The following is a 14653-nucleotide window of genomic DNA, read 5'->3' on the forward strand; positions in this document are numbered from 1 at the left end:
AGATCGCACCAGGGGAATGAAGGAGTCTTAAGAGATGCCGGTATCGGTCACCATGCCCCGGCTCGGCGAGAGCGTCACCGAGGGCACCGTCACGCGCTGGCTCAAGCAGGAGGGCGACACCGTCGAGGTCGACGAGCCGCTGCTCGAGGTGTCGACGGACAAGGTCGACACCGAGATCCCGTCCCCCGCGGCGGGTGTGCTGAGCCGGATCGTGGTCGGCGAGGACGAGACCGCCGAGGTCGGCAGCGAGCTGGCCGTGATCTCCGGTGAGGGCGAGGCGGCCGGCGGCGGCGAGGCCGCCCCGCAGCAGGAGCAGCCGGCCGAGCAGGCCGCCGAGGCGGCCGAGCAGCCGCAGGCCGAGGCCGAGCAGCCGGCCGTCGAGGAGCCGGCGCCGGCCCAGGCCGCCCCGGCGCCGTCGGGCGGGGGCACCCCGGTCACCATGCCGGCCCTCGGCGAGAGCGTCACCGAGGGTACGGTCACCCGCTGGCTCAAGCAGGTCGGCGAGACCGTCGAGGTGGACGAGCCGCTGCTGGAGGTCTCCACCGACAAGGTGGACACCGAGATCCCGTCGCCGGTCGCCGGCACCGTCCTGGAGATCAAGGTCGCCGAGGACGAGACCGCCGCGGTCGGCGCCGAACTGGCCGTGATCGGTGCCGCCGGCGCGGCCCAGGCCGAGGCGAAGCCCGAGCCGACGCCGCAGCCCGAGGCGAAGCCGGAGCCCAAGGCCGAGGCCAAGCCGGAGCCGAAGCCCGAGCCCAAGCCGAAGCCCGAGCCCAAGCCGGAGCCGAAGCCCGAGCCCAAGCCGGAGCCCGAGCCGCGGGTGCAGGAGCCGACGCCGGGGATGTCCTACAACGAGCCGGCGGCGGAGGCCGAGACCGCGGCCCAGCCGGCGCAGGCCGAGCAGCGGGCCACTCCCCCGGCCCCCACGGCGACCCCGCAGCGCCCGTCCGCGCCCGCCCAGGGTGGCGGCGAGGAGGCGGCCGGCTACGTGACCCCGCTGGTGCGCAAGCTGGCCAGCGAGCACGGCGTCGACCTGTCCTCGGTCAACGGCACCGGCGTGGGTGGCCGGATCCGCAAGCAGGACGTGCTGGAGGCGGCCGAGCGGGCCAAGGCGGCGAAGGCGGCTCCGGCTCCGGCGCAGCCGGCGGCGGCCCCGGCCAAGCCGGCCGCGAAGCCGACCCCGAGCACGAAGCGGGGCACCACCGAGAAGCTGCCGCGGATCCGCAAGGCCATCGCCACGCGGATGCACGAGTCGCTGCACGAGATGGCGCAGCTCACCACGGTGATCGAGGTGGACGTCACCAAGATCGCCAAGCTGCGGGCCCGGGCCAAGGACTCCTTCCTCCAGCGGCACGGCGTGAAGCTGTCCTTCCTGCCGTTCTTCGCCCTCGCGGCGGTGGAGGCGCTGCAGACGTACCCGATCGTCAACGCCCGGATGGACCTCGAGGGCGGGACGATCACCTACCCGGACGCGGAGCACCTCGGCATCGCCGTGGACACCGAGCGGGGTCTGCTGGTGCCGGTCATCCACAACGCCGGTGACCTGAACCTGGGCGGGATCGCCAAGCGGGTGGCCGACCTGGCCGAGCGCACCCGGACCAACAAGATCAGCCCGGACGAGATCGCCGGGGCGACCTTCACGCTGACCAACACCGGCAGCCGGGGCGCCCTGTTCGACACCCCGATCGTGCCGTCGCCGCAGTCGGCGATGCTCGGCACGGGTGCCGTGGTCAAGCGTCCGGTCGTGGTCAACGACCCGGAGCTGGGCGAGGTCGTCGCGATCCGGTCGATGATCTACCTGGCCCTCTCCTACGACCACCGGCTGATCGACGGTGCCGACGCGGCCCGCTTCCTGACCGCTGTCAAGGAGCGGCTGGAGGCCGGCAACTTCGAGGCCGAGCTCGGCCTGTAGGTCGGCGGTACGACGCGCAGGGCGCCCCGGTCACCGGGGCGCCCTGCGCCGTTTCGCCGGTCGGTCAGGCGGCCCGCAGGGTCTCCTCCGAGACCTGCCAGAGCCGTACCGCGGCCTCCGGGTCCCGGGCGTACGGGGCGTAGCCGGTGCGGGTGCCCGGCTGGTTCGGGCCGGCCTCCTGGCAGTCCTCGAAGTAGCGCCCGCCGACGCCGTCGAGCAGCGGCGAGGTGGCGACCAGCACCGAGGTGGCGGCACCCTGCTCCGGGGTCTTCCAGTGCGCGGCCCCGCCGCCGCTCTGCGCCCGCATCCGGGCCAGTTCCTCGTCGCTGATGTAGCGCTGGAGGTTGGTCCGGATCGCGCCCGGCATCAGCGCGTTGACCAGGATGCCGTCGTCGGCCCAGCGCCGGGTTCCGTCCACGGCGAAGAGCACGTTGGCGGTCTTGGACTGCCCGTACGCCAGCCACGGGTCGTACTGGCGGCGCTCGAAGTGGATGTCCTCGAAGACCACCGGCGAGCGCAGGTGGGCGGCCGAGCTGACCGAGACGACGCGCGCGCCACCGGCCGCGGCCAGCGACCGGTGCAGCCCGGTGGCCAGCGCGAAGTGGCCCAGGTGGTTGGTGGCGAACTGCATCTCCCAGCCCTGCGCGGTGCGCATCTCCGGGGAGGCCATGATCCCGGCGTTGTTGACCAGGATGTGCAGCGGGCCGTCCCAGGTCGACACGAAGGTGGCCACCGACGCCAGGTCGGCCAGGTCGAGCGGGGCGACGAGGACCTTGTCGTTGCCGGTGCTGCTGGTGATCTCCGCGGCGGCCCGCTGGCCGGCCTCGGGGTTGCGTACCGCCAGGGTGACGTCGGCTCCGGCGGCGGCGAGCGCGCGGGCGGTCTCCACACCGATGCCGGAGGCGCCGCCGGTGACGACGGCCCGCCGCCCGGCGAGGTCGATGCCCCGCACCACCTCCAGGGCGGTGCTCTCGGGAGTGAAGGGCGTGCTGACACGTGTGCTGGTGGTCATGATCCGTCCTTGTCCGGCCCGGCGCGCACCCGCGCCCGGCCGCTACGATGAGAAGCGGAGGATCCTCCGTTACGGTCGAGACTAACCGGAGGACCCTCCGTTTGCCAACCGGCCGGCAGGCCGTGGACGACGCCAGGAGGAGCCGTGCCGGAGAACGCCCCCCGACCGTTGCGCGCCGACGCGCGACGCAACCGCGAGCGACTGCTCGACGCCGCGGTACGGGCGTTTTCCCGACCGGGGGCGGAGGTAACCCTGGACGCCGTCGCCAAGGACGCCGGGGTGGGCATCGGCACCCTCTACCGCCACTTCCCCACCCGGGAGGCGCTGGTCGAGGCGGCGTACCGCAACGAGTTGGCCAAGCTCTGCGACTCGGCGGAGGAACTGCTCGGGCAGTTGCCGCCGGACCGGGCCACCCGGGCCTGGATGGACCGGTTCGTCGACTACTTCGCCACCAAACGGGGCATGGCCGACGCGCTGCGCCTGGTGATCGCCGCCGGCAGCAACCCGTACGCGCAGAGCCGCGACCTGCTGATCGCCGCGCTCACCCGGCTGCTCGACGCGGCCACCGCGGCCGGCGCGGTCCGGGCCGACGTCCGCGCGGAGGACGTGCTGGCCGGCCTCAGCGGGGTCTCCCTCGCCGCCGGCGAGCCGGCCCAGCGGGAGCAGGCGAGCCGCCTGCTCGACCTGTTGATGGACGGCCTGCGGTACCGGGCGTCGGGCTGAGCCCATTCCGGCCCCTGTCGGGCGGGCGCGCTGCGACAGTGGGGTGATGGGTGGCATCGGGCGGCGCGGGCGGCTGGGCCCGGCCATCGCGATCGCCCCCGGCGCCCGGGTGGACCGGTTCGAGGTCTTCTTCGACCTGGTCTTCGTCTTCTCGTTCTTCATCATCACCCGGGCCACCGCGATGGACGTCTCCGGCCGCAGCCTGCTGCACGCCATGCTGGTGCTCGCCGTGCTGTGGTGGGTCTGGGTGGTGCACTGCGTGGTGGCCACCCGGGTCCGGCTCGGCGAGGGCTTCGTCCCGGCGCTGATGGTCCTCGCCATGGCGGCCCTGTTCTGCTTCGCGCTCTCCCTGCCCCAGGCGTTCGGCCCGACCCAGGACATGGCCGCCGGGCCGATGGTGGTCGCGCTCAGCTACCTGGTGATCCGCAGCGTGCACCTGCTGCTCTACTGGCACGTCGCCAAGGAGCGACCCGGTGAGCGCCGGCTGCTGCTGAAGTACTCGCCCGAACTGGTGGCCAGCACGCTGCTGCTCGTCGGCGCCGCGCTGATCCCGCCGCTGATCGACGATCCCGGCCTGGCCGGCGGGGTGCGGGACGGCCTCTGGGTGAGCGTGGTCGTGCTCCAGTACGGCATGGGCCTGGTCGCCGGCGCCTGGGGCTGGACGGTGACGTCCGCGGAACACTGGACCGAGCGGTACGACCTCATCCTGATCATCGCCCTGGGCGAGTCGGTGATCTCGGTCGGCGTGGGCAGCAACCTGCTCGGCCAGCCGCCGACCTGGCCGGCCGTCGCGGCGGCCGTGCTCGGCATCTTCTTCACCGCCGCGCTCTGGTGGGCGCACTACGACGTGGTCGGGCCGGCCGCCCGGATCGCGCTGCACGTGGCGAAGGGCCGCGCCCGGGTCGCCATGGCCCGGGACGCCTACGCCTACTTCTACCTGGTGATGATCGCCGGCATCATCCTGTTCGCGCTGGGTGCCGAGGAGATCGTGCACGACATCGCCGACCCCGAGGTGCCGCTGGCCGAGCCGCCGCACGGCCCGGGCGTACCGCTGCTCTTCGGCGGGGTGGCCTGCTATCTCTGCGCGAACATGCTCTTCCAGGCGCGCACCCTGCACACGCTCTCCTGGACCCGGCTCGGCACGGTGCTGCTGCTGATCGCCGCCATCCCGCTCGCCGGAGGGCTGCCCGGGCTCGCCGCGCTCGCCCTGCTGACCGCCATCTGTGTGGGTCTGGTGACGGTCGAGGTGGTGGTGATGGCGGATTCCCGGCGGGCGCTGCGTGACGTGGTCTTCCAGGAGAAGGCCGAACACGAGGCGCACGAGGCCGCCGTCCGCGCCCGCTGGCACGAACACGTCGAGAACGAGCCGTCCACCTGAGCCACGGGTCTGCCGGTAGCAGAAACGGGGCGGTTCGGCTGGCCGCTCGGGGCGGACGGGCGGCAGGGTGGGCGGATGGCGATCTTCTCCCTCCAGGCCCAGCCCACCGACGGCCCGGGCTGGCTCGACCTGGCCCGGCGGGCCGAGGCGGCCGGCTACCACGCGCTGCTCGCCGCCGACCATCCCGGCGCTGTCGGGTCGCCGTTCGTCGCGCTGGCCGCCGCGGCCGCGGTGACCTCCACCATCGGGCTCGGGTCGTACGTGTCGAACGCCGGGATCCGCGAGCCGATGCTGCTCGCCTCGGACGTGGCCACCCTCGACGTGCTCTCCGGCGGTCGGGCCCGGCTCGGCATCGGTGCCGGGCACACCCCGGTCGAGTGGCGCGCGGTCGGCCGCGAGCGCCCCGACGTGGCCGGCCGGGTCCGCCGCTGCGTGGCCGTCGCCGAGGCGGTCCGGGCCCTGCTCGACGGCGAGGAGGTCACCGTCGACACCCCGGAGCTGGCGATGCGGGCGGCCCGGCTGGACAACCCGCGTCCGGTGCAGCGGCGGGTCCCGCTGACCTTCGGCGGGGCGAACTCGACGCTGCTGCGCTGGGCGGGCGCGCACGCCGACGTGGTCGGGCTGGCCGGGCTGGGCCGTACCCTGCCCGACGGGCACCAGCACGAGGTGCGCTGGCGGGCGGCGGAGATCGAGCACCAGCTCGAGTGCGTGGCCGCCGGGGCGGCCGGACGGGCCGAGCCGCCGGTGCTGGAGGCCCTGGTGCAGCAGGTAGCGGTAACCGACGACGCCGAGGCGGCGGCGGCACAGACCGCCGCCGAGACCGGCCTGACCGTCGCCGAACTGCTGGCCACGCCGTTCGTGCTGATCGGCACCGAGGACGAGATCGTCGCGGCGGTCGCCGAGCACCGGCGCCGCTGGGGCGTCACCCGCTTCGTCGTACGCGCCGACGCGCTGGAGCCGCTCACCCCGGTCCTCGCCCGCCTGGCCCACACCGGCTGAGCGACCGGCTCCCCGGCTGCCCGGCGCCCCGGTGGGAGGGTGGCGGTCGAGGGTGATACCGCTGAGTCATATCGATGCTCAGAGGTATCGACACGACCAGGGCGATCGGCGGGCCGGCGCCGCTCGTCGTCGGGCCGCGACCATCGGGCCGGGCGCCGTCAGTCGGGAAGGCGGTCGTAGAAGCGGATCTTCTCGCGGAGGTGGTCGTACTGGCGTTGGAGCAGGCGCATCTGCTCCTCGACCCGCTCGGCGTGGCGCTGGAGCAGCGCTCTCCGCTCGCCGGCGGTGTGGTCGCCCTCGCGGGCGAGTTCGGCGTAGCGGCACATCTCGGCGATCGGCATGCCGGTGTCGCGCAGGCAGCGGAACAGCACCAGCCAGCTGAGGTCCTCGTCGGTGAAGACCCGCCGCCCGCCGGAGGTGCGGCCGACGCCGCTGAGCAGGCCGATCTTCTCGTAGTAGCGGAGGGTGTCGAGGCTGAAGCCGCTGCGCCGGGCGGCTTCGGAGGGGGCGTAGCCGGGCATGGCGGCAGCGTAGCGCTTGACCTGGAGCGCGCTCCAGGTTGAAAGCTGGGCGCATGACGATGACACGGACACTGGGTCGCAGCGGAATCGAGGTCAGCGCGCTCGGCATGGGGTGCTGGGCGATCGGTGGACCACTGTGGGGCGACGGCGGGCAGCCGTTCGGCTGGGGCGAGGTCGACGACGGCGAGTCGGTCCGCACCATCCACGCCGCGCTCGACGCGGGCGTGACGCTCTTCGACACGGCCAGCAACTACGGCGCCGGGCACAGCGAGCGGATCCTCGGCCGGGCGCTCGCCGGCCGCCGCGACCGGGCGGTGATCGCCACCAAGTTCGGCAACCGCGCCGACGAGGCGACCCGGCGGTGGACCGGCACCGACGCCAGCCCCGCCTACTGCGTGCAGAGCCTGGAGGAGTCGCTGCGCCGGCTCGGCACCGACCACGTCGACCTCTACCAACTGCACATCAACGACCTGCCGGCGGCCGCCGCGCTCGACCTGGTCGACACCCTGGAGGGCCTGGTCGCCCAGGGCAAGATCCGGGCGTACGGGTGGAGCACCGACAACCCCGCCTCGGCGGAGGCGTTCGCGCAGGCCGGCCCGCACTGCGCGGCGATCCAGCACGACCAGTCGGTGCTGCTGGACAACGCCGCGACGCTGGCCGTCTGCGAGGCGTACGACCTGGCCAGCCTGAACCGGGGCCCGCTGGCGATGGGGCTGCTCACCGGCTCGACCCGGGCGGTCGGCCGGGACGACGTACGCGGGTTGGCCCCGGAGTGGCTGGTCTGGTTCACCGACGGGCGACCCACGCCGGCCTGGGCGGCCCGGGTCGAGCAGATCCGCGCGGCGCTCACCGCGGACGGCCGTACCCTCGGCCAGGGCGCGCTCGGCTGGCTGCTGGCCCGCAGCCCACGGACGGTGCCGATCCCGGGCTGCCGCACGGCGGCCCAGGCCGAGGAGAACTTCGCGACCCTCGCGCTCGGCCCGCTCCCCCGGGACGCGTACGCGGAGGTCGAGCGGCTGCTGGCCGACCTGCGGCAGCCGTCACCGGTGGGATGAGAGAAGGTCCACCCGGCTCAACGCATCCGGTGCGCCGTCCGTACCCGAAGATATGAGCATGCGGATCCTGATGGCCGGCGCGTCCGGCTTCCTCGGCACCCGCCTGGCCGACCGGCTCGTCGCCGACGGGCACCAGGTCACCCGGCTGGTCCGGCGTCCGCCCCGCGGCGCGGACGAGCGGCAGTGGAACCCGTCGGCGGCGCAGCTCGACCCGGCGGTGGTCGCCGAGTCCGACGCGGTGGTCAACCTGGCCGGCGCCGGGGTCGGCGACCGGCGCTGGAACGACGCGTACCGGCAGCTCATCCGGTCGAGCCGGGTGGACACCACCACCACGCTGGCGATCACCATCGCCGGCCTGCCGGCGGCGGACCGGCCGAAGGCGCTGCTCAACTCGTCGGCGGTCGGCTGGTACGGCGACACCGGCGACCGGGCGGTGGAGGAGGACGCGCCGGCCGGCGAGGGCTTCCTGGCCGACGTCTGCCGGGTCTGGGAGGCCGCCACCCGGCCGGCCGAGGACGCTGGCGTACGGGTGGTGCGGATGCGCATCGGCCTGCCGCTGCACCGCGACGGCGGGATGCTCAAGCCGCAGCTGCTGCCGATGCGGCTGGGCATCTCCGGCAAGCTGGGCAGCGGCCGGCAGTGGTGGCCGTGGATCTCGATGGCCGACTGGCTGTCGGCCACGGTGTTCCTGCTCGAATCCGACAGCGTCGCCGGACCGGTCAACCTGGTCGGTCCGGCCCCGTCGACCAACGCCGAGTTCACCCGGGAACTGGCCCGGCAGCTGCGCCGCCCGGCGTTCATGCCGATCCCGGCGCTGGCGCTGAAGGTGGTGCTCGGCGGCTTCTCCACCGAGGCCCTCTCCAGCTCCCGCGTCCTGCCCGCCGCCCTCACCACCGCCGGCTTCCACCACCACCACCCCGACCTCCCCAGCGCCCTCCACGCCGCCCTCACCGAGTGACCCCACCCGCGGACCGCGGTTGATCATGAAGTTGTTGTCGCGACACGCCGGTGTGGCCGACACCAACTTCATGATCAACGCGCGACCGGGGTGGGGTCAGCAGCCGATGACCCAGTGGTTGGGGGCGGTCTGCTGGAGGGTGGTGGTGTTGAAGGTGTTGTAGAGGCCCATGCGCTGGTTGGAGCCGTTGGCGTAGGCGTAGCCGCCGGAGTGGTAGGCGCGGCCGGCGGTGACGTGCGCGTAGTTGCTGGCGGTGACGCAGGTGGGCGGGGTGGTCGGGGTCGCGGTCGGGGTGGGCGTCGGGCTGGTGGGGGTCGGGTCGGTGCCGCCGCCGTCGAGGCCGAAGAAGACCGCGTCCCGGTGGGTGGAGCAGATGGTGTCCAGGAAGTACGCGGCGGTGCTGCCGCACTGCTCGGCGCCGGAGCCGGGGTCGACCGGCGTGCCGTGCCCCATCCCGGAGACCCGGTAGAGGCGGACCGCGCCGTTGCCGTACACCTCGAGGCTGGTGCCGGCGGGCAGTTGGGCGGTGCTGGTCGGGGTCTGCGACACGCCGAGCACGTTGGTCCACTGGTCCCGGGACTCGGTCGCGTTCGCCACCGCCACCGTGTAGTCGCCGGTGCCGTGCCAGATGGCGACCTTCGGGCGCGACCCGGAGTAGCCGGCATGGGCGTTGCGCACCAGGTCGCCCCACTGCGCCGGGGTCTTGTCCACGCCCGGGCTCATGCAGGAGAACGCGTTCACCATGCCGGTGGCGCAGCGGTACGGGATGCCGGCGATCACCGAACCGCCGGCGAAGACGTCCGGGTAGGCGGCGAGCATGACCGCGCTCATCGCCCCGCCGGCGGAGAGCCCGCTGACGTAGACCCGGTTGGCGGCGGTGCCGTAGCTGCTCCTGGCGTGGTCGACCATCTGCTTGATCGACAGCGCCTCACCCTGGCCCCGGGCGGTGTCCCCGGTCTCGAACCAGTTGAAGCAGCTGTTGGCGTTGTTGGCGGACTTCTGCTCCGGCACGATCAGGGCGAACTTCCACTGGTCGGCGTACTTCTGCCAGCCGGAGTTGGCGAAGTAGCCGGCGGCGTTCTGGGTGCAGCCGTGCAGCAGCACCACGGCCGGCGCGTTCGCCGGCAGGTTGTCCGGACGGTAGGCGTACATGGCGAGGTTGCCGGGGTTCGAGCCGAAGCCGGTCACCTGGGTGAGGCTGGCGGCCTGGGCGGGAGCGGCGACGGCCAGCGCCGCCGCGGCGGCGAGTACGGCCCCGGCGACGGCGCCGGTGAGCCGGGCGAGCAGGGATGGGGAGCAGCGCACGGGGGCCTCCTGACGGGGTTGTGAGCTGAGTCACCCGCGAATTGCCGCGACGTTACGTCGAGGTGTCGACGGTGTGACATGGGGCACGGTCACACATTCACGGTCGTCGAGGTGTGCGTCAGCGGCCGCGGCGGCCGCCCCGAGCCGCCGTTCCGGCTGGTCGGGCCGGCGGGGTGAACGCCGGCCCCGACACCGGGTCGCCGAGCTTTCGGGTCTGACCGGCGTGTCCAGGTCCGGTTGGTAACGTCCGCTGCGTGCCGACCTCCCCGTCCCTGGCGCCCTCGCCCGCCTCGCCGCCGCGCGTCGCCCGCGACCGGCGGGCCGACCTGTACGTGGCGCTGGCCGCGCTGGCGCTCGCCCTCTGGGTGACCAGCGGCCTGTGGCGGGACCCGAACGTCCGCACCATCACCGTCAACTCCAGCGACCAGGCGCTCTTCGAGTGGCTGCTGGCCTTCGGCGGCCACGCGCTGACCCACGGGGAGAACCCGTTCTTCACGTACCTGATCAACGTGCCGGACGGGGTGAACCTCGCGGTCAACACCTCGATCACGGTGTACGCGGCGGTCTTCGCCCCGCTGACCTACCTGATCGGGCCGCCCGCGACGTTCCTGGTGATCCTCACCCTCAACCTGGTCGCCACCGCGCTGGCCTGGTACTGGCTGCTCTCCCGGCACCTGGTGCGCAGCCCGCTCGCCGCCGCCGTCGGCGCGCTGTTCATCGCCTTCTCCCCCGGCATGGTCTCGCACGCCAACGCCCACCTGAACTGGACCGCCGGCTGGCTGGTGCCGCTGCTGGTCTGGCGGGTCTTCGCGCTGCGCCGCCGGGAGCACCTGCTGCGCAACGGGGTGGTGCTCGGCGTGCTGGTCGCTGTCGCCTTCTCCATCGCGGCCGAGGGGCTCTTCTTCACCGCGCTCGCGCTCGGCGTATTCCTCGCCGTCTGGGCGCTGCACCCGGCCCGCCGCGCCGAGGCCCGGGACGCGCTGCCCAGCCTCCTGCGCGGGCTGGCGGTCACCGCCGTGGTGGCCGGGCTGCTGCTGGCGTACCCGCTCTGGCTGCACTTCGCCGGTCCGCAGCGGTTCCACGGCACCGGTTTCGACGCGGTGATCCACTCCGAGGACGTGGTCTCGTTCGGGGCGTACCCGCGCCGGTCGCTGGCCGGCGAGGTGGGGCTGGGCACCCGGCTGGCGCCGAACCCGACCGAGGAGAACTCGTTCTTCGGCGTACCGCTGCTGGTGCTGGCGGTGGCCTGCTTCGTGGCGCTGTGGCGGCGCGCGGACCCGGGTCGCCGGGCCACCCTGTGGGCGATCGGCGTCACCGCGGTGGTCTTCACGCTGCTCTCCTTCGGGCCGGAGGCCAAGGTCGACGGGCGCCGCACCGACCTGCCGATGCCCTTCGACCTGGTCGGGCAGTTGCCGGTGGTGAACGCCGCCCTGCCGGCCCGGCTGGCGCTGGTGGTGACCCCGATGATCGGGCTGCTGCTGGCGTACGCCGTCGACCGGTTGCGCGCGCACCCGCCGCGGCGCCGGGCGACGCGGCTGGCCTGGGGGATCGGCTTCGCCGCGGCGCTGCTGCCGCTGGTACCGACCCCGCTGCTGACCATCGAACGCGAGCCGATCCCGCGGTTCATCACCGCCGGGACCTGGCGGGAGCACGTCTCGCCGGGCGGGGTGCTCACCCCGGTGCCGCTGACCCTCGACGTCTACCCGGACGGCCAGCGCTGGCAGGCGTACGCCCTCGCGCACCGGCAGGGTGAGTTCGCCATCCCGTCGGGGTTCTTCCTGGGCCCGGGCGGGCCGGACGGCCGGGGCCGGATCGGCCCGGTCCCCCGCCCGTTCGGCGCGCTGGTCGACCAGGCCGGCCGGGACGGCCTGGTGCCGATCATCACCGAGGGCTCCATCACCGAGGCGCTGACCGACCTGCGGCACTGGCGGGTCGAGGTGGTGGTGATGCCGGACCGGGTGCACGGGGCCAAGTACGACGTGCACGAGGACGCCGTGCGCCGCACCGTGACCGCGCTGCTCGGCGAGCCGCAGCGGGTGGACGACGTCTGGCTGTGGCGGGTCCCCCCGGCCTGACGCGCCCCGCCGGCCCCGATCGCGCCCCGCCGGCCCTGACCGCGCCCGACCGGCCTGACCGCGCTCCGGGAGAGCGGGGCGGCCGGCCCGTGGTGAGCCGGCTCACCCCAGGTGACCGGCGAGTACGGGTCTACGCTGAAGCCGTGACCACGACGACCCCCGGCCTCACGGCCGTCCGCGCCGGTGTCCTCGACTACCAGGCCGCCTGGGACGAGCAGCGCCGGCTGCACGAGTCGGTGGTGGCCGGCGAGCGCGCCGACACCGTGCTGCTGCTGGAGCACCCGAGCGTCTACACCGCGGGCAAGCGGACCGAGCCGTGGGACCGCCCGATGGACGGCACCCCGGTCATCGACGTCGACCGCGGCGGCAAGATCACCTGGCACGGTCCGGGGCAGCTGGTCGGCTACCCGATCCTGCGCCTGCCCGACCCGGTGGACGTGGTCGCCTACGTCCGCCGCACCGAGCAGCTGCTGATCGAGGTGTGCGCCGAGTTCGGGCTGACCGCCGGCCGGGTCGAGGGCCGCAGCGGGGTGTGGGTGCCCGAGGACGACCGGGGCCCGGCCCGCAAGGTCGCCGCCATCGGCATCCGGGTCGCCCGCGGCGTGACCCTGCACGGCTTCTCCATCAACTGCGACTGCGACCTGGGCTACTTCGACCGGATCGTGCCGTGCGGCATCCGCGACGCCGGGGTCACCTCGCTCACCGCCGAGCTGGGCCGCCCGGTCACCGTGGCCGACGTGCTGCCGGTGGTCGAGCGCCGGCTGCCGACGTTGCTGGCCTGACCGTCCGTGGCCACCCGGATCGACCTGGTCACCCTCGTCGTCGCCGAGTACGACCCGGCGATCGCCTTCTTCACCGAGGTGCTCGGCTTCGAGCTGACGGAGGACTCGCCGTCGCTGACCAACGACGGCCGACCCAAGCGCTGGGTGGTGGTCCGCCCGCCCGGCGGCGGGACCGGGCTGCTGCTCGCCCGCGCCGACGGCGACCGGCAGGAGGCGGCGGTGGGCGACCAGGTCGCCGGCCGGGTCGGCTTCTTCCTCCGGGTCGACGACTTCGACGCCACCTACCGCCGCATGGTCGAGGCGAAGGTGGAGTTCGTCAAACCCCCGCGCACCGAGCCCTACGGCCAGGTAGCCGTCTTCCGCGACCCATCCGGCAACCCCTGGGACCTCCTAGGCCCCTAACCCCCACCCCCCACCCACCCCACCCCCCACCCCACCCCGTCGATCATGAGGTTGACGGCGAAGTCGATCTCCTTCACCGCCGCCAACCTCATGATCAACGACGAGAGGGTGGGCGGGCGGGGTTACGGGGTGAGGCGGTGGAGGTCGCGGGGGAAGGGGGTGACCTGGCGGATGTTGGGGACGGTCAGCAGGCGGGCGACGAAGCGTTCCAGGCCGATGGCGAAGCCGCCGTGCGGCGGCATGCCGTGCCGGAACGCGTCGACGTAGCCGGCGTACGGCTCGACCGGCTCGCCGCGCGCCGCGAGCGCCGCCAGGTAGTCGGCGTGCCGGTGCAGCCGCTGCCCGCCGGTCACCAGCTCCAGCCCCCGGAACAGCAGGTCGAAGCCGTTGGAGTAGGCCGGCCGCGCCGGGTCCGGATGGGTGTAGAAGGGCCGCTTCGCCATCGGGTAGCCGGTGACGAAGAGGAACTCCGAGCCGTGTTCCCGCCGGGCCCACTCCCCCAGCGCCCGCTCGTGCGCCGGGGCGAGGTCCGGCTCGTCGGCCGGCGCGCCGGCGATCTTCAGCGCCTCGGTGAAGTGCACCGCCGGGATCTCCGCCGGCACCTCGGGGGCCTCGACGCCGAGCGTGGCCAGCGCCGCACCGGCGCGCCCCGCCACCGCGTCGAGCATGCCGGCCAGGGTGTGCCGCAGCACGGCCATCACGTCCCGGTGGTCGGTGACGAAGCCCAGCTCGGCGTCGAGCGAGGTGTACTGCGCCAGGTGCCGGACGGTGTCGTGCGGCTCGGCCCGGAACACCGGCCCGACCTCGTAGACCCGCTCGAACACGCCCACCATCAGCTGCTTGTAGAACTGCGGCGACTGGGCCAGGTACGCGGGCCGGCCGAACCAGTCCAGCGCGAACACGTTCGCCCCGCTCTCGGTGGACGAGGCGACCACCTTCGGGGTGTGGATCTCCACGAAGTCGCGGGCGTCGAGCGCGGCGCGGAAGCCGGCCACGGCCGCCGCCGAGACGCGCAGCGCCGCCGACCGGGTCGGGTGGCGCAGCGCGACCGGCGCGTGGTCGAGCTGGGTGGGCAGGCTCGCGGTCAGTTCCGGCCGGAACAGGTCGAACGGGGGCGGCACGGCGGGCGGGCCGAGCGGTCGTACCACCGGCGCGGTGACCTCGACCCCGGCGGGCGCGGTGGCGTTCGCGACCGCCGTGCCGGTGACCTCGACGACTGTCTCCTCGGTCAGCGCCGCCAGTTGGGTGCGCACGGCCGGGTCGGTGACCACCACCTGGGCGAGCCCGGCGGCGTCCCGGACGATCAGGAAGGCCACCGACTTGAGCAGCCGGCGGCGGTGCACCCAGCCGGCGATCCGGACGGACCTGCCGACCTGGGCGGGAAGCTGGGCGGAAAGGATGCGTTGCACGGCGGTTACCTCCTCGATCAATCGCAACGCGATCCCCGGGAGGTGTGGGCGAGCGGGAACCTCGCGGTGCCACCACACCTTCGCCCCCGCGAACGGGAGCCTCGTTCGTCGCCTGGTGACCG

At 73.9% G+C, this 14653-nt stretch carries 13 protein-coding genes; 9 read left to right on the forward strand and 4 right to left on the reverse strand.

Annotated elements, in window-relative coordinates; translation table 11 throughout:
* The first annotated feature begins 34 nt into the window (after positions 1 to 34).
* Positions 35 to 1912: a 2-oxoglutarate dehydrogenase, E2 component, dihydrolipoamide succinyltransferase gene (gene sucB, locus SM577_RS01750; protein WP_474586119.1), complete on the forward strand. Its 1878-nt coding sequence runs from the start codon at positions 35 to 37 to the stop codon at positions 1910 to 1912.
* Between the two features lie 64 nt (positions 1913 to 1976).
* On the opposite strand, the gene SM577_RS01755 is transcribed toward sucB, so the two are convergent.
* Positions 1977 to 2924 carry an SDR family NAD(P)-dependent oxidoreductase gene (locus SM577_RS01755; protein WP_474586120.1) on the reverse strand — a complete coding sequence of 316 codons (948 nt, stop codon included), beginning with the start codon at positions 2922 to 2924 and terminating at the stop codon, positions 1977 to 1979.
* Positions 2925 to 3068: 144 nt separating this feature from the next.
* Between SM577_RS01755 and SM577_RS01760 the strand changes: the two genes are divergently transcribed.
* The 3 genes from SM577_RS01760 (at position 3069) to SM577_RS01770 (ending at position 6024) form a co-directional block, all read left to right on the forward strand.
* Positions 3069 to 3647, forward strand: a complete 579-nt coding sequence (locus tag SM577_RS01760; protein WP_302922984.1) for a TetR/AcrR family transcriptional regulator — start codon at positions 3069 to 3071, stop codon at positions 3645 to 3647.
* A 46-nt stretch (positions 3648 to 3693) separates the two neighbouring features.
* On the forward strand, positions 3694 to 5025 hold the full coding sequence (locus SM577_RS01765; protein ID WP_302922985.1) for a low temperature requirement protein A: 1332 nt from the start codon (positions 3694 to 3696) through the stop codon (positions 5023 to 5025).
* 75 nt (positions 5026 to 5100) lie between these two features.
* Positions 5101 to 6024, forward strand: a complete 924-nt coding sequence (locus SM577_RS01770; RefSeq protein WP_474586121.1) for a TIGR03621 family F420-dependent LLM class oxidoreductase — start codon at positions 5101 to 5103, stop codon at positions 6022 to 6024.
* Between the two features lie 158 nt (positions 6025 to 6182).
* Here the strand turns inward: SM577_RS01770 and SM577_RS01775 are convergent, their stop codons facing one another.
* Positions 6183 to 6545 (reverse strand): MerR family transcriptional regulator, encoded by a 363-nt coding sequence (locus SM577_RS01775; RefSeq protein WP_302922988.1) that lies wholly within the window; start codon positions 6543 to 6545, stop codon positions 6183 to 6185.
* A gap of 53 nt (positions 6546 to 6598) precedes the next feature.
* Between SM577_RS01775 and SM577_RS01780 the strand changes: the two genes are divergently transcribed.
* Both SM577_RS01780 and SM577_RS01785 read left to right on the forward strand, forming a co-directional pair.
* Positions 6599 to 7600 (forward strand): aldo/keto reductase, encoded by a 1002-nt coding sequence (locus SM577_RS01780; protein WP_474586122.1) that lies wholly within the window; start codon positions 6599 to 6601, stop codon positions 7598 to 7600.
* A gap of 58 nt (positions 7601 to 7658) precedes the next feature.
* A complete protein-coding gene (locus SM577_RS01785) occupies positions 7659 to 8558 on the forward strand; it encodes a TIGR01777 family oxidoreductase (protein WP_474586123.1) in 900 nt (299 codons plus the stop codon).
* Between the two features lie 96 nt (positions 8559 to 8654).
* On the opposite strand, the gene SM577_RS01790 is transcribed toward SM577_RS01785, so the two are convergent.
* Positions 8655 to 9863: an extracellular catalytic domain type 1 short-chain-length polyhydroxyalkanoate depolymerase gene (locus SM577_RS01790; protein WP_474586124.1), complete on the reverse strand. Its 1209-nt coding sequence runs from the start codon at positions 9861 to 9863 to the stop codon at positions 8655 to 8657.
* Between the two features lie 254 nt (positions 9864 to 10117).
* Here SM577_RS01790 and SM577_RS01795 point away from each other — a divergent pair, with 254 nt between their 5' ends.
* The 3 genes from SM577_RS01795 to SM577_RS01805 all read left to right on the forward strand — a co-directional run bounded on the left by SM577_RS01795 (position 10118) and on the right by SM577_RS01805 (position 13122).
* A complete protein-coding gene (locus tag SM577_RS01795) occupies positions 10118 to 11938 on the forward strand; it encodes a DUF6311 domain-containing protein (RefSeq protein ID WP_302922992.1) in 1821 nt (606 codons plus the stop codon).
* A 143-nt stretch (positions 11939 to 12081) separates the two neighbouring features.
* Entirely contained in the window at positions 12082 to 12720 is a 639-nt protein-coding gene (gene lipB / locus SM577_RS01800; protein ID WP_302922993.1) for a lipoyl(octanoyl) transferase LipB, read from the forward strand.
* 6 nt (positions 12721 to 12726) lie between these two features.
* The gene (locus SM577_RS01805; RefSeq protein WP_474581201.1) at positions 12727 to 13122 is read left to right on the forward strand and encodes a VOC family protein; all 396 of its coding nucleotides are present in this window, start codon (positions 12727 to 12729) and stop codon (positions 13120 to 13122) included.
* A gap of 122 nt (positions 13123 to 13244) precedes the next feature.
* Here the strand turns inward: SM577_RS01805 and aspS are convergent, their stop codons facing one another.
* Positions 13245 to 14531 (reverse strand): aspartate--tRNA(Asn) ligase, encoded by a 1287-nt coding sequence (gene aspS, locus SM577_RS01810; RefSeq protein WP_474581200.1) that lies wholly within the window; start codon positions 14529 to 14531, stop codon positions 13245 to 13247.
* Between the last annotated feature and the right edge of the window lie 122 nt (positions 14532 to 14653).

The sequence above is a fragment of the Micromonospora desertarenae genome, assembly GCF_056150265.1.